This is a genomic window from Nitrosopumilus zosterae, from assembly GCF_025998175.1.
In the GTDB taxonomy this organism is placed as follows: domain Archaea; phylum Thermoproteota; class Nitrososphaeria; order Nitrososphaerales; family Nitrosopumilaceae; genus Nitrosopumilus; species Nitrosopumilus zosterae.
Map to the genome: position 1 here is coordinate 1,337,596 of NZ_AP026695.1, position 22,890 is coordinate 1,360,485.

General features: G+C 35.0%; 28 protein-coding genes and 1 tRNA gene. 5 read left to right on the top strand and 24 right to left on the bottom strand.

Annotation, left to right across the window (positions count from 1 at the left end; translation table 11 throughout):
* Positions 1–66: 66 nt before the first annotated feature.
* The 5 genes from OO712_RS08190 to OO712_RS08210 form a co-directional block, all read right to left on the bottom strand.
* Positions 67–426, bottom strand: coding sequence for a hypothetical protein (locus tag OO712_RS08190; protein WP_225866821.1), 360 nt, complete (start codon positions 424–426; stop codon positions 67–69).
* A gap of 72 nt (positions 427–498) precedes the next feature.
* Positions 499–1,026, bottom strand: a complete 528-nt coding sequence (locus OO712_RS08195) for a hypothetical protein (RefSeq protein WP_109876359.1) — start codon at positions 1,024–1,026, stop codon at positions 499–501.
* Between the two features lie 263 nt (positions 1,027–1,289).
* Positions 1,290–1,643, bottom strand: a complete 354-nt coding sequence (locus OO712_RS08200; RefSeq protein WP_109876360.1) for a hypothetical protein — start codon at positions 1,641–1,643, stop codon at positions 1,290–1,292.
* Entirely contained in the window at positions 1,624–1,785 is a 162-nt protein-coding gene (locus tag OO712_RS08205) for a hypothetical protein (protein ID WP_160049190.1), read from the bottom strand. The genes OO712_RS08200 and OO712_RS08205 overlap by 20 nt, the downstream gene beginning before the upstream one ends.
* Positions 1,786–1,852: 67 nt before the next feature.
* On the bottom strand, positions 1,853–2,800 hold the full coding sequence (locus OO712_RS08210; protein ID WP_109876361.1) for a calcium/sodium antiporter: 948 nt from the start codon (positions 2,798–2,800) through the stop codon (positions 1,853–1,855).
* A gap of 307 nt (positions 2,801–3,107) precedes the next feature.
* Here OO712_RS08210 and OO712_RS08215 point away from each other — a divergent pair, with 307 nt between their 5' ends.
* Together OO712_RS08215 and OO712_RS08220 are read left to right on the top strand one after the other, a co-directional pair.
* Positions 3,108–3,605 (top strand): hypothetical protein, encoded by a 498-nt coding sequence (locus OO712_RS08215; protein ID WP_264953666.1) that lies wholly within the window; start codon positions 3,108–3,110, stop codon positions 3,603–3,605.
* A gap of 449 nt (positions 3,606–4,054) precedes the next feature.
* The gene (locus tag OO712_RS08220; RefSeq protein ID WP_109876363.1) at positions 4,055–5,314 is read left to right on the top strand and encodes a hypothetical protein; all 1,260 of its coding nucleotides are present in this window, start codon (positions 4,055–4,057) and stop codon (positions 5,312–5,314) included.
* A 286-nt stretch (positions 5,315–5,600) separates the two neighbouring features.
* On the opposite strand, the gene OO712_RS08225 is transcribed toward OO712_RS08220, so the two are convergent.
* Complete coding sequence (locus tag OO712_RS08225) at positions 5,601–6,242, bottom strand: Snf7 family protein (RefSeq protein WP_109876364.1); 642 nt, start codon at positions 6,240–6,242, stop codon at positions 5,601–5,603.
* Positions 6,243–6,437: 195 nt separating this feature from the next.
* On the opposite strand from OO712_RS08225, the gene OO712_RS08230 reads away from it, so the two are divergent.
* On the top strand, positions 6,438–7,067 hold the full coding sequence (locus tag OO712_RS08230) for a hypothetical protein (RefSeq protein WP_109876365.1): 630 nt from the start codon (positions 6,438–6,440) through the stop codon (positions 7,065–7,067).
* A 185-nt stretch (positions 7,068–7,252) separates the two neighbouring features.
* On the top strand, positions 7,253–7,426 hold the full coding sequence (locus OO712_RS08235) for a hypothetical protein (RefSeq protein WP_160049191.1): 174 nt from the start codon (positions 7,253–7,255) through the stop codon (positions 7,424–7,426).
* Between the two features lie 12 nt (positions 7,427–7,438).
* Here OO712_RS08235 and OO712_RS08240 read toward each other — a convergent pair whose 3' ends face one another.
* Complete coding sequence (locus OO712_RS08240) at positions 7,439–8,017, bottom strand: hypothetical protein (protein ID WP_109876366.1); 579 nt, start codon at positions 8,015–8,017, stop codon at positions 7,439–7,441.
* 6 nt (positions 8,018–8,023) lie between these two features.
* The gene (locus OO712_RS08245; RefSeq protein WP_146195976.1) at positions 8,024–9,475 is read right to left on the bottom strand and encodes a WING-49 domain-containing protein; all 1,452 of its coding nucleotides are present in this window, start codon (positions 9,473–9,475) and stop codon (positions 8,024–8,026) included.
* A gap of 351 nt (positions 9,476–9,826) precedes the next feature.
* Between OO712_RS08245 and OO712_RS08250 the strand changes: the two genes are divergently transcribed.
* Positions 9,827–10,360, top strand: a complete 534-nt coding sequence (locus OO712_RS08250; RefSeq protein WP_109876554.1) for a hypothetical protein — start codon at positions 9,827–9,829, stop codon at positions 10,358–10,360.
* Here the strand turns inward: OO712_RS08250 and OO712_RS08255 are convergent, their stop codons facing one another.
* The 16 genes from OO712_RS08255 to OO712_RS08330 all read right to left on the bottom strand — a co-directional run bounded on the left by OO712_RS08255 (position 10,361) and on the right by OO712_RS08330 (position 22,855).
* Positions 10,361–11,707 carry a multicopper oxidase domain-containing protein gene (locus OO712_RS08255; RefSeq protein WP_109876555.1) on the bottom strand — a complete coding sequence of 449 codons (1,347 nt, stop codon included), beginning with the start codon at positions 11,705–11,707 and terminating at the stop codon, positions 10,361–10,363.
* Positions 11,708–12,495: 788 nt separating this feature from the next.
* Positions 12,496–12,597 (bottom strand) — tRNA-Ser (locus OO712_RS08260).
* A 48-nt stretch (positions 12,598–12,645) separates the two neighbouring features.
* Entirely contained in the window at positions 12,646–13,092 is a 447-nt protein-coding gene (locus tag OO712_RS08265) for a cupredoxin domain-containing protein (RefSeq protein ID WP_109876370.1), read from the bottom strand.
* 20 nt (positions 13,093–13,112) lie between these two features.
* Complete coding sequence (locus tag OO712_RS08270) at positions 13,113–14,114, bottom strand: RNA-guided pseudouridylation complex pseudouridine synthase subunit Cbf5 (protein ID WP_109876371.1); 1,002 nt, start codon at positions 14,112–14,114, stop codon at positions 13,113–13,115.
* Entirely contained in the window at positions 14,111–14,671 is a 561-nt protein-coding gene (locus tag OO712_RS08275) for a cytidylate kinase-like family protein (protein ID WP_109876372.1), read from the bottom strand. Before OO712_RS08275 ends, OO712_RS08270 begins: the two co-directional genes overlap by 4 nt.
* A complete protein-coding gene (locus OO712_RS08280; protein ID WP_109876373.1) occupies positions 14,668–15,297 on the bottom strand; it encodes an EMC3/TMCO1 family protein in 630 nt (209 codons plus the stop codon). The genes OO712_RS08275 and OO712_RS08280 overlap by 4 nt, the downstream gene beginning before the upstream one ends.
* A 3-nt stretch (positions 15,298–15,300) precedes the next feature.
* On the bottom strand, positions 15,301–15,888 hold the full coding sequence (locus tag OO712_RS08285) for an adenylate kinase (protein ID WP_225866822.1): 588 nt from the start codon (positions 15,886–15,888) through the stop codon (positions 15,301–15,303).
* Positions 15,866–17,296, bottom strand: a complete 1,431-nt coding sequence (gene secY / locus OO712_RS08290) for a preprotein translocase subunit SecY (RefSeq protein ID WP_109876375.1) — start codon at positions 17,294–17,296, stop codon at positions 15,866–15,868. The genes OO712_RS08285 and secY overlap by 23 nt, the downstream gene beginning before the upstream one ends.
* On the bottom strand, positions 17,289–17,714 hold the full coding sequence (locus OO712_RS08295) for an uL15 family ribosomal protein (protein ID WP_109876376.1): 426 nt from the start codon (positions 17,712–17,714) through the stop codon (positions 17,289–17,291). The genes secY and OO712_RS08295 overlap by 8 nt, the downstream gene beginning before the upstream one ends.
* 1 nt (position 17,715) lies before the next feature.
* Positions 17,716–18,183 carry a 50S ribosomal protein L30 gene (locus OO712_RS08300; protein WP_109876377.1) on the bottom strand — a complete coding sequence of 156 codons (468 nt, stop codon included), beginning with the start codon at positions 18,181–18,183 and terminating at the stop codon, positions 17,716–17,718.
* Positions 18,184–18,189: 6 nt separating this feature from the next.
* Entirely contained in the window at positions 18,190–18,912 is a 723-nt protein-coding gene (locus OO712_RS08305; RefSeq protein ID WP_109876378.1) for a 30S ribosomal protein S5, read from the bottom strand.
* A gap of 2 nt (positions 18,913–18,914) precedes the next feature.
* Entirely contained in the window at positions 18,915–19,397 is a 483-nt protein-coding gene (locus OO712_RS08310; protein ID WP_109876379.1) for a 50S ribosomal protein L18, read from the bottom strand.
* A gap of 36 nt (positions 19,398–19,433) precedes the next feature.
* Entirely contained in the window at positions 19,434–20,348 is a 915-nt protein-coding gene (gene argF / locus OO712_RS08315) for an ornithine carbamoyltransferase (RefSeq protein ID WP_109876380.1), read from the bottom strand.
* The gene (gene ftsY, locus OO712_RS08320; protein ID WP_264953667.1) at positions 20,345–21,709 is read right to left on the bottom strand and encodes a signal recognition particle-docking protein FtsY; all 1,365 of its coding nucleotides are present in this window, start codon (positions 21,707–21,709) and stop codon (positions 20,345–20,347) included. The genes argF and ftsY overlap by 4 nt, the downstream gene beginning before the upstream one ends.
* Before the next feature lie 3 nt (positions 21,710–21,712).
* Entirely contained in the window at positions 21,713–22,138 is a 426-nt protein-coding gene (pfdA, locus tag OO712_RS08325; RefSeq protein WP_109876382.1) for a prefoldin subunit alpha, read from the bottom strand.
* A 96-nt stretch (positions 22,139–22,234) separates the two neighbouring features.
* Positions 22,235–22,855, bottom strand: a complete 621-nt coding sequence (locus tag OO712_RS08330; protein WP_109876383.1) for a superoxide dismutase — start codon at positions 22,853–22,855, stop codon at positions 22,235–22,237.
* Between the last annotated feature and the right edge of the window lie 35 nt (positions 22,856–22,890).

Consider the following 22,890-nt stretch of genomic DNA (forward strand, 5'->3'; position numbering starts at 1 on the left):
TTTGATGCTTTGATAATAATTTGAATAAATTAATCGTACATTTTATGATGTTTTAAAAATAAAAAATCATTGGGAGAAACCCGAACCATCAACATTTCTATCCCATATGTCTACCATGGGATTTTGTCTTCTTTCAAGTTCGTCCCAATATCCGTTCAATAGCCCCGAAGGAACATTAAATGTGGCAGATACCGTGTCACCTACTTGTGCACTGCAGTCAGACACAACAACACTCATTCCGTATTGGGATTCTCCAACACAACCATGCTCCGTAACTGCTATTACAGTTACATTTTCAGTAACTTCAGTAGGAACATAGTTCCACGGGGTTACAGTGAAAACTACGGCAACTGCAATTCCTGCAATCATTGCAGACAAAAGCACACGTCGCGATAGTCTTCCTTCTTGTTGTTTGATTTGAACCATGTTTCTCAACCTGTATTGGTGAATATTAGATATAATATAGAAGACTACAGTGTAGTCAATTGCACTTGAATTCTAGGCCTGAAAACTAATTGTTATAGTGTCCTCAGTTATAGTAGTATCACAGTCTTTCTCCAAGGTAGTTTTAATTAACGACTCTAGGAATTGCTTCAAAAACAAAGAGCCTTTTTCTTTCAGATCATGATGTACACTAAAGACGATATTGCTTGCTGTTTTTTCTAGACTGCATCTCCCATATCCACAAAGATCAAAATAAATTTTAATAAAATCAGTCACAGAGTCTAAAGTAATCTTTTTCCATTTGAACAAAATGAATTCTTTTGCTTCTTGAGCACCGCCTCTAGTGGCTATATCAATTAGAGTTTTTTCGTCAATATTATTTAAAATTCTTCGAAGTGTATCAGTACTCATTCTCAAAGTACCAAATTTTTTGGCATAAATCTCAAACTCCACATAATTGCCGAAGATTTGATTTGCCAGGGTATTCAGACTGATTTTATTTTCTTTGGCAATGGTTCTCAATACTTTTTCATATTCTTCATCAATTCTAAATGAAATACTGGATGTCTTTTTGCTACTCATATAACAATGCCTTGAGTTTGTATAGATTTATCTATTTAGCTGCACTTAACCACAATGCAGTCTTGGATTTTAAATCATTCAGAGACATAACATGAGATGTGTGTTGATATGGCAAAACAAAATCTTTTTTCTTTCAAAAGATCCAATTGCCTATGCGGATAATGATTACCGCAACTGTATTGTTCGTCCTACTCTCAGTGTTGGATCTACGCCAATATCAGCACATACTTCAGTTAATGTAGAGAATATCAAAAGTCTAGTTTTCATTTTGGTATTCCCAACTTTTCATTGATTCTTTTTGCAATTTCTTCACTGTTTGTAATCTCCAAGATTATCTTAGAGTAAAAATTGGACTTTAGAACCAAAACAAGAAAGTTATTTTTTCTTCTTTTAATATAACAGAACTGTTTTTGTGTGCCGTAAAGAAACGTGCCAAGCTCAATTAATTTTGGAAAATTCGTTCCTGCAAGCTTGAAGCATACAATTTGATGCGGAGGTTCAGAGAATGCAGACACAATGTTAGTATACGGAATGTAAAATGATGTCTTGGCAGAGCCAAGCATCTCTAAAATATTAAGATTGATTCGCATATGATCATCAAAGAGAATTATTTTCATCTTCTACCCCACATACATATTGCAACACATAGAATTTCTCTGCAGACATAGTAATACCAATTCCGATTTTAGAGGCATTAGGATGAAAGATTGTTTCATAGTTGTTCGGATCAGATATTGAGAAAATCACGTAATAGTTCATATTGTATGAAATTTTGATCGGTCATTGAAAAGTGCTTCTACTTCAACTCAAGTTACATCTAAAGCAGTTATTGCCGGCTGAACAAAAATATCACATAAACAACATAGCCTGCTACCAGAATTACGCCTTCTCTTCTGGATATGACAAACCCACTACGCATAATTGGAATCAATACAAGACTAAACGCCAACATTATTCCAACATCCACTAATACTTGTTCAGTAACTGTGATGCCTGAAATCAATGATGAAATTCCCAATATTGCTAAAATGTTGAATATGTTACTGCCAATTATATTTCCAACACTAAGATCGGCATGACCTTTTCTTGCAGCAACCACTGACGTTATTAGCTCTGGAAGTGAAGTTCCTATTGCAACAACTGTCAATCCCATGAACAATTCGGATATTCCAAAACTTGCACCAATGATTACAACATTATCTACTGTAAGAAATGATCCTCCAGTTAGGAGCAATAACCCAACTATTATGAAAATTATAGATTTGGAAAAAACATTTTTTTGTAATATTTGCGATGCAGGTATCACTTGTGTATCTGTGTCTTTTTTTGAGCTACGATAACTATATCCTGTAAAAACAATAATTCCAATTACAAATAACGCTCCATCAACAAAATCAATTTTACCATCTATAATAATTCCAAGTAAAAGGAATGAAATGCCTATCATTATTGGAACTTCTTTTCTTATGGCAGATTTTGATACAATAATTGGACTGATTATGGCAGACATTCCTAGAATTGCTCCAATATTGACAATATTGCTTCCCACTACATTTCCTAAGGCAATATCAGACAATCCTTGCATTGCAGATGAAATACTTACTGCAAGTTCTGGTGCTGAAGTTCCAAAAGCAACGACAGTTAGACCGATAACCAATTGACTAATTCCAAATTTGTTTGATAGGGCTATTGATCCTTTCACTAACCAGTCTCCTCCAAAATATAACATAGTTAATCCTGCACCTACAAGCAAAAAATTGAAAATTAATTCCATAATGATTATGTAAAAAATGATTATTTGTCATTTTAAGATACTTTTTTACTTAAATTAATAATTGAAAAACTAAGAAGATAGACATACACAAGTTGTCTTCTAGCGGGTTTTAGTCAACTGATTCATAGTTAATAAATAGAATTGTGGTTAGTTAATCATGTTAAAGAATCTATTTGCAAGACTGAAATTGAAACAAGGCAAGACCGCACATGACATTAATGCATCCAAAGAGGTTGCAAAAAAATCAGAGAACATAGAAAAATAATGAAATACAAGTTTAGATATGCCAAATTCTAATAAATGGAGAATGGCAGTTGATCTTTCCACATTACCAGTAATAATAAGTTCCATCACAGCTACAATATTTGCAATTACTTTGATAATTACCTGGAAAAATATCAAAGAAAATACAAGAGCTACACATTCACAATTATTACGAAGCTTTCATGAAGATTTGCTTAACAGATTAAATAAAAATACTATTCTTAAAACAACTGAAGATTGTCAAAGATATGCAAATGATTATTTGAATACAGTGGACGAAATTGCTTATTTAGAATTAAACAGGAAAATCCCATCACATATTGCCACTTATCTGAAGAGATTTTTTGCTTATGGCCTTATGATAGTAGATTGGTATAATGAAATGGTTGGAGAGGATTTTAGGGAGACAGCAAAGAAAAACTGGCCAAATTATATAGAATATTGTAAAAAATACGATATAGTCTCAAACCCTGACGACAAGTTACCAAAAGTAATGCTAGACTATAACAAGTTAAGAGAAAACGAATCACAGTCAAAATAGAATTTTTATTTTATAAAAGCAAGCCATGCAGGAGGGATTCATCTACCGTGTTGGGGATGAAAATGGACGTAAAATAAAAAAAATACTAGACTGTTTTTTCATTATTTTTTCTTTTTATCCAAGATGCTCACTTCCACAACTAATTAGATTGGTTTGATAAAACCTGTATTTTTTTTGAATTGGCTTGGATTATTCGTAACTAGTTGATAAAAAAAGTACAGGAAATCAATTGATTTGCAAAAGTATCTTCATTGCCAATTTCCGTATTAGGCATTATACTACCACGAAAAGGATTCTTTATGGCTTAAGCGTATAAAAGCATCAGATAAAGATAATTTTGATGATTGTAAAACTGGTTCTGATGAAAACTAGGATCTAATCAATCTTTTTTATATCCATTTTTAATCTACAAGTTTTTATCTGAGAATTACAATGCACGTCTGTCCTCGATGGCACTTTCGTCCTCTGTAATCTATGCTTTAAAACTGCTAAAACCAGATTCAATTAATTCAGTATTTTTGTCCTTTTTTGAATACTTCAAATATGATTCTGATGAAATTCGCACTCAGCAAATTATTTTAAAAGAAGATATTCTTGAACAGTTTAAAAAATCAGATAGGCAGAAAGGCAAAACTCTTCCAAAATCGCTCTCAGAAGATTTTGATGAATTAGTAAAGATCTTATCAAAACTTCGATTACTTGAAGAAGATGGTGATGTTTTACAAAATATAAAATGGGATAAAATTATAGATGTTTGTAATATTCTTAGAAAAATTGAATCTAGCGATGAGAGAAAAGTCAGATGGGGATTGTTGCATTTACTTTCTCACGATAAAGATGAAATTAATATCAACGAACTAAAATTATTGTTAAAAAATTTCAAATTAACTAATATTGATAAAATTCTTCAAAAAATCATTAAAATTGAATCAAATTCGGGTTTGATGATTACGAATGACAACAACAAAATCAAATTTGAAACTGAACATAAGATAACAGATCACTATATAGCTGATGCAATTGAAGAAAAATCCAGAAGATCTCCCGGTGAAATTGAGAAAGACATTCTGGAATTGTTAGATGAGGGTTCTTATTCAAATCAAGAAATATCGCGAATTTTAGAACTTGATGAAGCTGTTGTTTCTAGGACAATGACTAAATTAAGAAATCAAAATAAATTAGTATTATCAAATTTTGGTACCAATGGGTTTAGATATTATATAACAAATTGTCAAAACTGTCCTTTTGGAAAAACGGTATCATCGTGTAGAAAAGATGCTATTTCTTATATTGTTTCAGCATTCAAAGAAGCATATGATGTTGAACTGACATCTCAGCATTTTGATGATGTTGAATCTAATCAGGCGTTATTAAGCATTAAACGAATTACTAAAATGTCTAAAAAATACTCAATGACGAAATTTGAATCCAATCTTTATGAAAATTATGAAAAACTATTACAAATTGTAATTAAAAATTCGACCAAAAAAACTATGAACGCTGGAAATAATGACGAAATTGCTGTTTTGCCGAACTTGTCTAAATTACCAAAAATATTCCAAATTGGATTCAAATCTGGAATACAGTATGAAGTGCAATTGATGAAAAAAATTCTCAATGATCCTAAAAAGAAACAATCTGACTTTGCTTCATTTTTATCCAAATTGATTCAAGATAGTAACAAAATGCTCCATCTATTTGGGCACTAATTATTCTAGTTGACTTTGCGAGTCAGAATAATCAAAAATTGACATGTGATTATTTCCAAGGTTAGTATTTATTCCATGTTGGCTTTTGGAAAAATTTTTGATAGGATTAATGATTGATTTTAGATGTAACGATAGAGGAATTGTTGTTTGATTTAGAGATATGGTTGAGATCTTTTTTAAAAATATATCCTAACTATGAATCATTCCACAAAGTCATCTAAAGAAAAGGATGTTAGAAAAAGGAAAACAAGGGATTAGACATTATAACCTTATTTTGAATTTGGAATTAGAGTTGATTTAACCTTGATTCCATCTGAGAATAAGTTGTTGCTGGAGAGGATGGGAATTTTTCTCCAACCCTATTTCCTGCAATTACTGCTGCTTCTTTTAAAATGGCATCTGTTTCTTCATTTGAAGTATCACTTAATTCAAAGTCTCCTCCAAACGAATCACTAGTTATTTCACCCAATAAACCAGACATTGCTTCAAATTCTGCACCAGCTTGTGGCATGAATTTACTTAATGCTGGTCCCATCGAACGTAGAACTGCAATTGCCGGTCCAATTGAAACCATAGCATCACCAAGTTCATTCATAGTTGATAGTCTGATCTGAATTTGCTCAAGTGCTAGTTTGATATTTGTTAATACATGTTCATTTTTTCTAATTTCAATTAATTCGTTTGCTAAAACTTTACTTGTGTACTTATCATGTCTCTGTTGAGATTCAACAATTCTCTTGAAAATCTTTTTGTCCTTTTCTTGTAATTTTTTAAACATAAAATCCATTTTTGAAATTGTTTGATTTAGTTTTCCTACTGATTGTTGTATACGAGGTTTGAGTGGCGGTTCTTTTTTAACTGTGTTAAGAATATGTTGATTTAACCCAACAGTTGGAGGTTTATTCCAATTATCTTGAAATGTTGGCATAGTTGTATTTCAGAAATCTTTCTCAAATGATCCACAGTATACAAAATTATACTAACAGAATAAACATTTTCGTATGGGTTTTTTTATTTATATTTAGAATTGATCTGTATTGCACATCTGATCAACTAGTTATTGTAACGTGAATTATATTCAAAAAAATTCTAGTTAATTAGTAAACTTGACATTTTACAGTTTATGATAAATAAAAAAACTATTACATCGCATCTTGCAATTATTACATCTTTAATTCTTTTATCATCAGTATTATTTGGAAATAATGTATCTTTTGGTGATACAGCACAAGAAACAACAAAGGCACAGATTACAAAACAACAGGCACAATTAAAAGCAGAATCAGAATTTTCAAACTCTGTTGCGGTGGCAAAATCCCAATACGTAGATGCAAAAATTGCTGCAAAAGATAATCCTGAAAAATTAAGACAAGCCAAGATTTCTTATAATAAAGCAATTCAAATTGCTAAAGAAATATTGTATCAAAAACTTACTTTAGCTAATGAACAATACAAACAATCAATTACTAAAAACAGCCCAGTTAAATCAACACCCACATCACCAGAAACTAAATCAGGAACATCTCAAGCAAAATTAGCATATGCCAAGACAATAAAAGATGCAAAAAACTCTCTAGATAAGAATTTGACTGCGATAAAATCAAATTACAAAAAAGCATTAGATTCTGCTAAAAATGAATTCGATGAAAATAAAGCTGAAAATAATTACAAACTTGCAACAAAGAAAGCAATGGACGAATACAATATGGCCATATCAAAAGCAAAAATTGCTTTAGATAAAAGTACGAAATAGCCTATTTTTAATCTAAATTCAATAGTCAAGGCAGTATGGAGTTGGAATCAGTATATGCAAATATTCTATTTTTTAACAAAGGCACGTTGTAGAAGATATAAACTATGAATGAAATTGGTTCTATCATAAACTCAAACATAGAATTCTTTATGAAGAATTACACTAGCTTCTTAACGTGAAAAAGTATGATAACTGAAGATGCAGGTTTAGTATTGGCGATCTTCATTTTGGCAGTGGGTTTTATTGCTACTCTTATCGGCGTTGCAAATTTGTTTGATTCTGAACCCAATCCTCTGATCTTCGTTGGTGGAATTAGTGCGTTAATCATTGGCGGAATTCTTGTAAAGTTTTCCACTTGATTTTACAAATTTTCATTTTACAATTTCCCCAAATACAGGAGTGTCAAAGTCATCAGGGGATTTCACCCAATGTGTTTTTCCAAATATTCCCTTAAACTCACAAAATTTTTCTTCTCGCGTGTTAAACTTGCCAGAAAATATACAGTTATCAACACATTCAGACTCGGTTGTTATTCCCTGCGAAGACGAACCGCTAAAATTATCATCACCGTTATAGCTTCCAGATTTTGTAATACACCCGCCTTGTTCCAGCTGAGGAATAACATACCCACTTGGCAACGCAACGGTAAGAGTGACAATTATCAAGATTGAAATCAAGACAAGTTTTCTGTATTTTTCTTGTTGTGGAACAAGGGATGGCTTGACATAAACTAGTGCAAGATACAAAAACAACACCATGATTCCAATTCTCACACTGTTAAAGAAAAAGTATGACGATACAGGGTCTGGCAATGGAGCATAGGATAGTTTATGATAAAGCAAACCTAACGGGATTATACCAAAATAAGATGCAAAGATTCCCAGAATTACAATGATTATTCTTTTTCGTAGATTCGCAGTGTTCAATCTTTTCTCAAAAGTTTTTCTCATTAGAATTTACTGACATGATGCAGGTTCACCTTGTATTGTTCCAAACTTTCCAAGATCTTCTGCAATCATTTGGTATTGAATAGAATCATGATCCCACAGACCGGATATTGAAACGGTGTATCCAACAGAATTTTCAAAAACATCTATGATGCGTTCTTCAAGAAAATAAGTTTCTCCAAACTGTGCAATTGTGCTTTGAACTGAATTTTTAACATACACCGTGTCTAGAACCTCAGTTGTTTCTATATTCCAACTAGTCTGACACCACATATCATTTTCACTTATTGCGTCAGGAACATTCACTGGAGATCGTTTTCCCTCAATCTCATGTGGTGTTTCTAGGACATCATCAATTTCTTCAACAAAATTTTTCCCATCAGTTGTTCTGCATTGTCTTGGGTATGACTCCATAACAGAATTACCAGCTAAAACACATTCCTCAAAGCTTGCAATAGGTTCTGCTCTGTTTTGAATTTCTCGAAGGACAACTATAAGTTCAGAGAGTTCTGGAATTTCATCCCCATTTTCAAATTCAATTCTTTTTGTTTTATCATCGTATGAAATTTCAATCCATTCAACTGGAGCATCAGCACAGCCAGGACATCCGATTTTGTCAGGAAGAGATCTAAATTGATCAAAATTAATCAAATCTACCAATCCACTCCATTCTGCTTGAGATAGTGTGAATTCTTTGGTTTTCTCAGGAAGATCGGACCATTCATCAGAAACAAAATCACGACCATTTTGTGAAAAGATGATTTTATCAGGAGTTATCAAGAACTCTTTTGCACAATATCCAATACAATGTCCCGCATAGGTTCCAGTTTTAATTATTGGATTAACGTAGAGGGTATTTTCATCTGCCCATCCACGTAAAGACAATTTTTCTGCAGTATTTGGTGTCACACACGCAGGACTGAAATTACTTGACTTGATGACAAGTACAAGATCTGCCTTACAGTGAATATTGTTAATTGAAATTCCAGTATTGAATTGTTTTAATGGGGCATCTATTTTCATTTCGTTTATCTTAGAAACAAGAAATGTCAGTACATAGTCAGAGGATTTGATTGGAACAGTACTTGATGGATAAGGTTCCACGGTAATTAATTTAATAAAATAGCCGGCAAAGATTTGTTTATCATCCTCACTTTCCCCTAACAGAATTGTATGATTGCCAAGATCTAGATCATCTCTGATCAGATTGACTTGTACGGATACGGCACCTTCCCACACACAAGTAACATCAGAAGGACACCTAGAATCCTCAACAGCATCAAGTACAGTAAGTCGTAACTCTGAATCTATTTTTGCAGTATCTTCAATCTTTAGAGTAAAAGGTGAATCCAATGCAACGTCTTTTGAAGAAGAAGCAAAAACTGTTGGTTGAAAAGCCAAACAAAATAGTGTAAGTCCTACAAGGAATGTAATTTTGCTTTGGGTAAACTCAAACATCATTATCAATCATGTGATAAAATATGAGATTATAATCTTTGATGAAAATCAAATTTTACCAAAAAGAATCAAGGATACTCTTTTTACTGTCATAATGGGTGATTTCAGATTAAATTACAAAAAATCTACCAAAGATTGTGATTTAGTTGAGGCTTGAGTCGTTATTGGGAAAAAGTTGATTTGACATTACGTGAATTAAGATACTTTTTGGACATATTTTCGTCATCTTAATTATCATACAACGACATAGATAGCAAACAATGCGTTGCTCAGTCATAAGACAATCTTACAAATTGGATAAAGATTCTTCAAAATAGAACACATAATTAACTATCAATTATGGTAAAAAAGCAATTGAGTACTGAACAAAAAAAGAAAACAGAGACAATGTCATTTAGACTAGACAGTCAAATATTAGACAAATTACGAGCAGAATCAGAATCTCAAGGCGTTAGTTTGAACATATTGGCGAACAAAATTTTTGCAAGATATGTTGATTGGGGCATGTTTGAGCCCAAAGTAGGGATGGTTCCAATAGCTAAGCCCATTGTAACGGCATTATTTCAGAAACTTTCAGAACAAGAGACTGTTGACCTGGCAAAACAAATTGGCAAAAGCATTGTATCAGACATAGCCACATTCATGAAAGGTTCACTTGACCTAGACTCGTTTGTATCATGGTTCATCACAAGAATGAAAATATCGGATTTTGAGTTGAACCACACAATACAGAACTCAACGCATAGTTACATCATAAAACATGATTTAGGATACAACTGGTCATTATATCACAAAACAGTGCTGGAATTAATTTTCAATGATGCATTTGAGAAAAGGATTGACTTTAAGATAAAAGACAGAATGATGGAATTAACTTTTGAAAAATAATCAAACAGTTTTGATTGTTCCAGTCATCCATGGATGAAGCATGCAATAATACTCATACAATCCTACACTTTCAAATGTCTGCTCAAATGTATCTCCAGGCATCATCATTCCAGAATCAAACAATTCATCATTGCTTGTCACAGTGTGAACTGAAACATCCTTGTTGGTCCACGTTACGGTGTCACCTACTTGAATCTGCGTTAGTTTAGGATAGTATGACTTGTTGGAAGATTTTATCGCAGAACCTTCTTCCACTTCACAAAGAGTGGTTTCAACTATATGTGACTCATCAGTGTTTTGTGCAAATGTGAGATGTTCCTCATGAGAAGATGTGCTTGCAATAGTTTTTGTAATTTCTGCATCATCATCAGGCATTTCCAAGTCTGTCAAGATTTGTTTTTGCCAATCCCACATGTCAATGGATTTAGTCTTTGCAATATCTACACCATCAATTGCATCAGAGTCAGCATCTCGAACATCAAAGTATGCCATAGTACCCTTTTCTTCTGGGATACCATGCAAGTGGAAGAGATACCTTCCAGGATCTTTCCATTTTGCTTCAAATATTGCAGCATTGCCAGGACCTACCTCCCAGGTCTGAGTCTTGATGGGGGCATTCTCCCATATTCCTGAGACGATGGTCTCAAATATAGTACCATGAATATGGAATCCAAATGCAGGGATAGCACCCATGTCAACATAGTATAGCCTTACCAACTCATTTGTTTTTGCGGGTAATGGGTTTGTCCAATATTGATCAGCATACCCGTTAAAGAAAACATAATCAGGAGTCCACGTCTCTTGGTCTTCCAAGTCGTATTCACCTTTGACAAGCACATATTCACGTGCAGGTTCTAATCCTTCTTTAGGATCTACGATAAACGCACCATACAAGCCATTTCGGATATGTTCAGAGACGGGCATAACATGGCAGTGATACATGAACAATCCAGCGGGTTCTGCTGTAAAGTCATATGTGTAAGATTCACCTGGAAGAACTTCTTGGAATACACCATCATTTTTCTCATCATGGTCTCCATGAAAATGCATCGTATGTGGAAGTTGTCCATTATTGATAAAATTGATAATTACTCTATCGCCTTCAGTTGCACGCAATGTTGGACCAGGAATTGTACCATTATACGTCCAGGCTTCAACCCTGAGACCAGGTGAAATCTCCAAGGTTGTATCTTCTGCAACCACAGTGTATGTACGAGTGACGGGGGAATTGTGGACAGAATTATCTTCAGCAAAAGACTGTAAAGGTATCTCTGTATTTAAGAAAAAAATACCAAGCGCCACTCCAAGAGAAACAACACCTATAAGCATAACAGTAGTTCTGTCCACGAAAAGCAATACCAGATATTGTTTTTAATTAAGAGGTTTATTTTGCAAACAATTGCAAACATAACCATACATTGTTCTTATGTACTTTGATTTTCTTTAATTTATCTTGGCCCCAAGATGTAAAGGACATTGTGTCGATTTTGTAACAAAAAGATTTGAGAATGGATTAAAGTATAAAAATGGATTAAAATGGTGTGCGATATGTTCAAGATTCATTAAAACAGAATTGATCAGATGCTCTTGTTGCAACACAAAACTACGAATTAGAGCAAAAAACAGAATATATCACAAAAAGTTAAACAATCAAGAAAATAATTTTGTTGTTTGAGTGTTTGTATTGTGTTTCATCACACATGATGATAAGATAGAGTAAGCTAAGTAGCTTACCGCACTCTATCTGCAACTAGTTCTAAATAGAATTATGAAAACACCACAAAACTCAAACTGGGATAGTATGGTTCACGCCCCTTTCAAAAAAGTAGTAAAATATGATCTCATCTGCATGGGAATCGGCGTAGTGATTGGAATGGGTGCTGGAGCATATCTTGTTGCTAGTGGTTTGTTAGGCTAGCAACAAAATTCCTTTTTTATGATTAACATGAATCACACCTCAGAAAATGAAGAGTCATAATTGTCACGAAATTCAAACCATACACAAGACATCATGCATAGCTCTGGCAATTCTTGTACAATAGTCATGAATTGATGATTTTGTAGGCGAATTAGCCTTTGTTTGTTGTATTGTAGCCAAGGACATACAGTACGGATGTCGGAGATTTATAATTGAGTGGCGCCGGGAGGGAGATTTGAACTCCCGTTCCCTTGCGAGAACGCGCTTTATGGTTAAACAATTTCCAGGCGCGCGCCCTACCAGGCTAGGCGACCCCGGCACAAGTCTTACGACAAAAGTCTTCGGTAAAATGTGATTATAAATTATGTTACTTCCAAATTGTAACTGTAGTTGATTTTTCTACTGAATTTCCTTTCTCATCTGTCCCTTTTGCAGATATTTTGTACAGACCCTCCAATGCAACATTGCCATCATTTCTTATCTGATCCCAATACAATACAATTTCATCACCAGGTTCAAGATTAGAAATTACTGGTACGCCAACAGGTGTGTACATCAATATTCCAGATAGTCCAGTAATTCTAAGGCCATAAGATGTATCAGAGAAAGTCAAAGGAGTTGTGCCAGAATTCACTACTCGAATTTTAATTGATTCACCTTTTTTAAAATCAAATTTTTCAGTAACTAATGAGATTGATGGACCATCAACAAATACTAGTTGACTGGTGTTTTTCACATCCATCAAGTAAACACCGTATGCAAACCCAGAAACTACTCCAATCACAATAAAAATTACCAGGCTTTTTGCTAACATGTCTTCAGAATGATTTTAAGTTAATCCTTTGAATGAGTTGGTTTTGTTCTCCATTTTTTAGGATATGTATTTGGAGCCATGATGATTCTCTTTGTTTCAAATGCATATCCCTTTGTTGCATCACGAATCTCTTCTTCAGACATTGTAGATTCAGCCAAAGCAACCGCCTCACCTTTTTGCGTGTAAATCCCAACAAGATCTCCCTTTTTTAGATTAGGAGAAATTTTCAAAACACCAGGAATTGCAAGTTGTGCACCATGGCACATTGCATCTACTGCAGAATCACGAATTACTACTGATTTTAGTTCACTTAGTGCATATTCTACTGGCTTTATCATTTGCATTAATCTTGTTTCATCTTTGTTTTCTTCCCATAGTGCAAATGCATTTGCTAGTTCATGAAGGGTTACTAGGCCATCAGTTTCATAAAATTGGTCGACTCTGGTTCTTCGAAGCTCAATCATTGTAGCTCCAGGTCCAAGAATTTCTCCTATATCATAATATAATTTTCTAATATAGGTTCCAGCTTCGCACAAGACTCGAGTCAAGAGCAGTCTTTCTTTTTGCTCGATTAATTCAAATTCATAGATAGTTCTTGTTCTTGTTTGTCTCACAACTGCAGAACGTTGTGGGGGTTTTTGAAAAATTTCTCCTTTAAACAAATTAATAATTTCTGAAAGTTTTTCCTTTGAAGGAAGAGAATGCACTCGTCCTAATGCAACATATTCTTTAGGACCCAAAAGTAAAACTCCTAGTGCTTTTGTTGCCTCACCTAATCCTAATGGCAATACTCCCGATACTTGAGGATCAAGTGTTCCACTGTGACCAATCTTGGGAAGTTTCAAAATTCGTTTTGCCCAAGCCACAGTCTCATGACTTGTAGGACCAGGAGGTTTGTCTAGTAAAATAACACCATAGTTTAGTAATTGTTCAAGTGTTCTTTTGTCATATGGTGTTCCATATGCATCATCAGTTATATCCTGATCAATTTCAATTAGATTTTCAAGTTGTTTGAGTGTCATAGTAATTTTCTCACAGTTTCTTTTGCAACATCAATTACTTGCTGAGCTGTTAGATGATCGGTGTTTATTATTAAATCAAAGACAGATTTATCTTCACCAAAATCAAAATCATAAAGTTTTTTGTATAATGCTTTATTCTTGTCAAATCTTTCTTTTGTGATTTCATATGCCTCTTGCGGACTCATGTTATCCCTTGTTTGCATTCTTTTTGTGCTGCTTTCATGGGAACCTTCTAACCAAATTTTAATTCCATCTGTAACTAACCATGGCAAAGTGTAACTAGTAATTACCACTCCACCCTTCTTGAAGAGCAGAGTTAATTTTTCATCTAACGCTCTGTCATACTTTGAATCTTGTTCTCGTTTATTTAGAAATCTCATTCCTTCTTCAGTGTCCCACCAATCATCACCATCAGAATCAAACCCTTCATCCATTGCCATCTCTTTTAACACATCACCGCCACTAAGATATTCTAGTTGAAACTCTTCAGCCAATCCTTTAGCAACAGTTGTTTTACCTACTGCGGGAGGACCAGAAATTACTATAGATTTGGTCAACTGAGATCCATTGAGGTTTTAGTCAGTTTCATAACAATGCCACTAAATGCAATAGATGAAAGGAAGTACCATGCCCAGAGATACAATGAATTTTCATGCCCATAGCAAGGATCACCTTCTATTGCCGCATGTTCTGCAGTACAGGTTAGTTGGAAGAAATCTCCTGGGATTACATTTAGAGGAATTGGAGATAATGCTACAGTGTAAGAGAACAATTGAGGCAATACAAAATAAAATATCAAAATTAAAGGTACAAAAGTAATCATCATTGGTCGCATGTTCATCTGCATCATCTCCATTGACATTTTGTTCATGTATGCAGACTTTTTCCCAAGTTCGGCAATTTTGGCTTGGTCTTTTGCTCTCATTGCAGCCATTCTTTCTTTTTGCCATCCACGTGTTTCCTTCATTATTCGTTTGAGTTTTGTTTGATCAACCATCTTCTTTCTAACAGCAGAATTGAAGAGATTCAGTAAAATTCCAAATCCAGATACTGCAAACATTGAAAGAATCAATCCTTTGATAATTGGATCAGCACTACCTAAGGCTTGTCTGCTTTGACCGCCAAAGATATCAAATTGCAAATGTATCGAATCAAGAAATAGTAGAATAAAGTTAAAGTCCATTTTTTACAGTCCTATCGCATTAATTATTTTGTCTATAGCTTCATCAATCTTTCCTTCTCTATTAAGAATATGTTTCACAGGCGAGCCTGTAAGCACAGTGCAGGCAGATATCATTGCTGATTGGATGTCAAGTTCTTTATTTATATTTGGCAAAGTAATTTTGTCTCGATTTCGTGTTTCATCTTTCATTCGCCTATTGTAGATCTCTTCAGGTTTTGCTGAAACTGAAACAAAGTTAGTTGGTTTGATAATTTTTAAGACATGTTCTGGTAATCCAGGATAGTAGCCTTCTGGCGAGTTGATAAATGCATGAGTGTCTACAATAACTACTTGTTCATTATATGCAGCAATTTTTTCAGCGGCAATTTTTTGAAGTTGTTGTTGTTTCTCTACAGGCAAATGTCTAAGCTCATCTCTATCTTTAAGACCATTTTCTTTGGCAACTTCAAACATCAAAGTTCCAAAACTTACTACATGTACAGTTTTATCATGATCTTTTAGAATTTGAACCATTTTAGAAAGAATTGTCGTTTTTCCTACACCGGGAATTCCTACTAGAATTATTCTTCTATTTCCTTCCAAGTAAAGCACCCAAACGCGGCATAACGACTTCTACTTGTTCTTTTACTAATTGTGTGTAATAGTTGATGAGAATATCCACCATAAGCAAAATTCCAATACCAGATCCAAATACACCAAGAACATCAGATACGCCGGCTAGCAGACCTAAAATCATTGAGCCAATAATAGTAACCGATGGAATGTACTTGTTTAGTAATGCTTCAACGGGTGCATTCGATCTTCTAAATCCGGGAATTTGTACATCAGCATCAAGTAAGTTCTTAGCTGCACTCTTTGGAGATAATCCTCCAAGCTCTACCCACAATCTACCAAATACAACTACAATTCCAACCATAAACAAAATGTAACCGACCGCACGCATTGGATCCAATGCTGCCACATCCAATCCTCTTGGAGGAGTAATGTAGTAGATAATTCCACCAACGGGTGTAGATGGACTTGTAGGATCAAACTGTGCAATAAAATTCATGAAGAAATTATTATTTCGCGGGTTCATGTGCGCCCACAGCATTTGGAAAATGAAAACAGCGTTTGCAGTAAGGGCAGATGCCAAAATTACTGGAATGTTAGAAACATACATCAATTTGATAGGATATACTGCAGAGAAACCTCTGTATTTGGTAGAGACGATTGGAATTTCAATTTTCATTCCCTGTGTGAATACCAGAATTAACAATATTCCTGCAGTAAGAAATACACCAAAGATGCTAGGAAGCTGATTTTGACGGAAGAATACATTAGACAGATCCCCATTAAGTATTGACTGACTGAGATACGGAATAATACCAATCGTTCCTCCATCTCCTGCAGGTAGCGGGCTAAACATACTCCATAGAATTTGTTGAGCAACACCTGCCATAATGAAAAGACTGATTCCACTGCCAAGCCCCCACCCTTTCTGAATTAATTCGTCTAAGAACATAATGATAATTGATGCTGCCATCAGCTGTCCAATCATGACATACAAAAAGTAAGGCTCTGTAACGCCAGGCCCATAGACAGCAGTAGCGTATACAATCGATTCTGCCACAATTACAATGTATGTAACAAGTTTAGTTGCAGTCTGAAATATTCCTCTCTCTTCAGGTTTTTTGAAATCAAATTTGAGAATATCTGAACCTCTCAGCAACTGCATTAAGAGTCCAGCAGTTACAATCGGCCCAATTCCTAATTCAACAAGAGTTCCTTGTTGTGATGCAAAAATTACTCTAGCAAATGCTAAAAAGTCAAACTGAGGTGCTGTTGCTCCAAATAACGGAGTTTGACCCATGATCATGTAAATTAGTAATGCTACTCCACACCATAACAATCGAGTTGGAAGTGGAATTTTCTTTTTTGGTTTTGGTACTTGAGGAAGATAAGGTTCTGCTTTGAAAACAACCTTTCGAATAATTGTGGTAATACTACCCTCAGCCATTATTAGATAGCACCTCTCCCCCAACAGCTTTTAACTTTTCTTCTGCAGTTGCAGTGAATTGTTTTACTTTGACGGAATATGCATTAGTTAATTTTCCGCCACCAAGGAGTTTTTCGTATCCTGCGCTTTCAAGGTCTACGATTTTCTTTCCTCCTTCTTCTTTACCGAACTTTAGGAACAAGTCATCAAGGTCTCTGACGCTAGTCCATGTTTTGGCAATATTTGGGTGAGGTGTTTTAGGGGAATCATGACCATAGTGATCTGGATCATATTTTAAAGTAGAACTCCAATGATGTTTCATCATACCAGTAACTCCAAGACCGCCTTTGTGACCACTTGCTCGATGTTGGCCTACTTGTCCCCATCCCATGTGTCGTCCACCTCTAAGTCGTCTTGTTTTTCTTAGCCTAGTTGCCATATCAAATCATTCTCCTTACAATAGCATCAAGTTCTTTGTTTTGTCCAAGAATACCTTTATTTCCATAAAGTCTCTTTGTACTTCTTTTGAATCCAAGTCTAGGAGGCGCTAAAGCAAACCAAGGTTTTAGAGGTTTTAGTTTAGACAGAGTAGCTTTTCCTTCTGCTAGTGCAGTTCCTAATTCATCAGAATTTGCAAATCCTAGTTCTTTAAGATCTTCAGCAGTAATTTTTTGATAACCGCCTTTTCTTGCTTTTTTATCAATCAATTCTTTTGCCAATGATGCATCAAGTTCAACCCAAGAAACATAGTGCTGAACTTTTCTTAGCATTCCCAAAGTATTTTCTTTGGCAGGAAGAATTGTGGCACGGTATTTTTTATCTAATTTTAACAAAGTCATAGTATGAGTTGCCCAATAAGGACAGTCAGCTTGACCTTTAATTCTAACAACAAGATAAGCGTTTGCCATTTTCTATCAACCTTGACTAAACGTCTGTCTCAGACAGTCCAAAATTGCTTTAGAAGTTGAATTCATTGTAGGAGTAGAACCCTTTGCAGTAGTCCATGCGTCTTTGAGACCTGCCAATTCCAACAATCGTTTAATTTTACCACCTGCAACAAGACCTAATCCACGAGGTGCAGGAATAATTTCAATTGTGACACTTCCACCTTTTCCTTTTACTTTGAATGGAACAGAATGCTTTTGTTCACATTTACATTCCCAACTACCACATCCCATTTTAATTGGACTAACATTAAGGAAAGCCTGGCTAGTTGCTTTTTCAATTGCAATTCTCATCTGTTTTGATTTTCCTTGACCTATTCCCAAGTAACCGTTTTCATTTCCAGTTGCGACTATTGCTTTGAATCTAGTTGACTGTCCGTTTGAAGTCATCTTTTGAATAATACCAACATCTACAACTTCACTTTTCAAGTCAGGTAATAGTTTCTTAATAATTCCAGATTCTTGAATTCTTAACCCGGATTCAATAATTTCTTCTAGGGAAGTAATTTCTCCAGATGCTACTTTTTGACCTAAGATAGTTTTTGGAACCCAAACCTCTTCTTCTGGTTCTCTTCTTGGTCTTCTAGGACGATCACTACCTGTTTTAGATCCATTTGATGGACCTCTTCCATAAACTGGTGCGCCTCGTCCTCTTTGGCCTTGTCCACCTTTTGATTGTGCAGTTTGGCTCATGTCTATTTGACCTCACTGTCAATGGCAGACTTTATTTTTGAAACTTCATTTTTTACTGTAAGATGTTCACCGTTGATTCTCTCATCTGGTGGAAATGTTTCAGCATCAGCTGGTACTGCAACTCCGGCGTCAATCACTCCTTTGAGAGCTGCTGCCATTCGTTGTGTGTATTTTCTAGTTCCAGTGTAAAGAATTGCATCTTTTGCGCCTTCACTTAGCGCTTTCTTGCCTGCAATATATCCAGTAAGATATGCTGCAGGTACACTTTTTCTAGATCCCTTCCATCCTTTTTCAAGAAGATATCTAGAGTGGGCAGAAGCAAGAACTTTGTCTCCCGTCATTCCAGGCTTCATAATTTGAACTTGAGTATTTTCATTAGTAATATTTACAGTGATAAAATCGCGTTTACCCATCAACATGGTACCACGTTTTTTATAATTGGTCTTTTGTTCCCTTAATCTTCGCAATATTGTCGAATAGGCCATCTATAGAAACCGAGTTTGAATCTGCTCTTATATACGTTAAGCGCGAATTAGTGCAGCTAACAAAGCCTTCTGAGTATGAAGACGATTTTCTGCCTCATCCCAAACAACAGATTGAGTACCATCAATTACTGATGACGTAACTTCTTGTTCTCGTTTTGCTGGAAGACAATGCAGAAAGATCGCATCATTCTTAGCAGTTTTCATCAGTTTGGAATTGACTTGGTATTTTGGAAGAAATTTTTTGATTCGTTTAGGATCATTGTTATGAATTGATGAATGTGTATCAGTAACTACCACATCGGAATTTTTTGTTGCAACGAATGGATCAGAAGTTAATTCAATGTTTGTGGATTTTTTGGATTTTTTTACAACATCCTTGTCAGGTGCAAATTCTTTCGGAGTTGCAATTGACATTTCTATTCCAGATAATGCAGCACCATAAATCATAGAGTTGCACACATTATTTCCATCCCCAATCCATGCAATCTTTAATCCTTCGAGTTTTTTCTTTTTTTCTTTAATCGTCATAAAGTCTGCCAAAATTTGACAAGGATGAAAAGAGTCAGACAGTCCATTAATTACAGGTACGCTAGAATGCTCAGATAAATTTTCTATCAAATCATGAGAATAAACACGTGCCATTATACAATCAACATACCTTGAAAGAGTTTTTGCAGTGTCCTCAACTGATTCACCGCGAGATAATTGCATGTCATTTGACGACAAATTAATTGCATGTCCGCCTAGCTGAAACATTCCTGTTTCAAAACTTACTCGTGTTCGAGTAGATGGTTTTTGGAAGATCATTGCCAAAGTTTTATTTTTCAAAATAGGTTTGTTTGATCCCTTTTTGAGTTCCTTTTTTAGTTTGATAGAATCATCAATTAATCCTAAAAATTCCTTTGGTGTTAATTCCGCTAAAGTGAGTAAATTTTTTGTTTTGAGTTTCATTTCTTAAAGAATCCAAACATACCTCGTTTCTTTTTAGGTTTTTCTTCTTTATCATGTTTTTGTGCATCTTCTGTTTCATTTTGTTCTTCATCTTGTTCAGTTTTAGAGTCACTAGGTGTAGGCTTGCCATTTTTAATCCACTGACGAATTTTATTTCCTAGTTTGAAAGCTTCATCATCGGTTTCAGGTGGGGCAACATCAAACAGATCTGAATAAGTTGCAATATCATCATCTTCAATTCCGTCAAAAGGATCATCAGAGGAAATTTTCTTTTCTGGTGTTGGTTCTGGTGTTGGTTCTGGTGTTGGTTCTGGTGTTGGTTCTGGTGTTGGTTCTGGTGTTGGTTCTGGTGTTGGTTCTGGTGTTGGTTCTGGTGTTGGTTCTGGTGTTGGTTCTGGTGTTGGTTCTGGTGTTGGTTCTGGTGTTGGTTCTGGTTTCTTTATTTCAACATCACCTAATGAACCAAAAATAGTTTCCAAGAAAGTTTTCTTGTCAAAAGATTTTAGATCAGGATACTCTTGACCAACTCCTACAAAGAGAATTGGGGTAGAAGTAATCTTCACAATGGATAATGCTGCACCACCCTTTGCATCTGCATCACCTTTAGTCAAAATGGAAGCATCAAATTTTACATGCTCATAAAATTCTCGTGCTTGATTTACAGTATCATTACCGGCCAATGAATCACCGACAAAAATTTTCATGTCAGGATTCACCACTTTGGTAATTTTGGCAATCTGCTCCATCAAGTTTTTACTTGTTTGCATTCTTCCTGCAGTATCTATCAAAACACAATCTGTTCTGTGGGAGTTTGCATAGAGAACAGCATCCCTTGCAACTGCAGCAGGATCTGATTCATAATTCTGAGCAACAAGTTTCAGATTAAGTCGGTTTGTATGTTCACGTAATTGTTCAATTGCACCTGCCCGAAAAGTATCAGCTGCCGCAACTACAACAGAGTATTTTGCCTGTTGCAGTAGATGTGCAACTTTTGCCAAAGAAGTAGTTTTGCCAGTTCCGTTAATGCCAACAAACAAAATCAAAAAGGGTTTTCCTTGTTTCTTTTTTTCATTAATGCTTGCAAACAAATCATACGTTCCAGCTGAATCAAACAACGTAGATATGCTTGAAATAAGACTATCCTTAACAAATTTTTCAATTTCTTTTTTATCAACTTTAGAACCAATCAATTTCTCTTTAAGATCAGATTTGATGGATTCAATTACTTCAGTAGCAACATCAGATTCTAAGAGAGATATTTCTAATTCAAAAAGAACATCTTCAATGTCTTTTTCATTAAGTTCTTTCTCACCAAGACTTTTCGCTGCATTAGAAAACGCATTACGAAGTTTATCAAACATGTTTTATCCCGGTTTTTGTTGTTGCATTGCCTGCATCATTTGATTCATTTGTGCCCTTCCTTGCTCTAATCGATTTGCCGCATCTTGTTTTTTTGCAGCAGTATCTTGTAAAGCAATCTCAATTTCTTTAATTCTTGCTTCAAGATAGTTTATTGCTGAAGGAAAATCTTTTTCAACTGCAACTCCTGCACCGATATTCAAAACAATTTTGCTATTTGATGAAATTTTTGTTGGAATATATGTTCCCATTCCAATTGGAACTAGAGTTTCTGATTCAGGATTTTTACCAAGTGATTGAATGGATTCAATTGCAGCAGTTGCCTCTCTCAAAATACTAAAGAAAGTTGCTTCTCTTTGAGATAAATCTGAAAAATATGTTTCAAGCATTTGCATTTGCTGCATTAATTGCTCTGCCTGTTCTTCACTCATTTACAACCAACCTTCCTCAGATGGTTATAAATTCATTCATGGATTAGTAATTGAAAATCAAAATATGTAGTGAATAAAAAAATAAAGATTAGAACTTTATTTTACTTTAGAGAATCTATCTTCTACTTCATCCCAATTAACTACATTCCACCATGCGGCAATATAGTCCGGTCTTTTGTTTTGGTAGTTGAGATAGTATGCATGTTCCCAAACATCACAGCCCAACAATGGTACTAATCCCTCAGTTCTTGGACTAGTTTGGTTTGGCATTGATTTGTATTCAACCTTTCCGGAAGAAGGGTTGTAAACTAACCATCCCCAACCGCTACCTTGTATTACTGCTGTAGTGGATGAAAATTTCTCTTTAAAGTCAGAGAAGCTTCCAAAAGAATTCTTAATTGCATCAGCAACAGATCCTCCAGGTTCTCCGCCTCCATTTGCTTTCATGTTGTTCCAAAATAGCCTGTGGTTATCATATCCACCACCGTTGAAATTAACTGCGCTTCTTTGAGCTTCCGGTACTGAATTAATATCAGACAGAATGTCGATGATATCTTTTGATTGGATATCAGCAGGACATGCTTCAAGAGCTGCATTTAGTTTGTCAGTGTATGCTTGATGATGTTTTGTATGATGAATCTCCATTGTTCTTGCGTCAATGTGAGGTTCCAATGCATCATAAGCATATGGCATTTCAGGAAGAGTGTATTTTCCCATGAATACCTGAGAGGATTTATTCAATTTATTGCTTT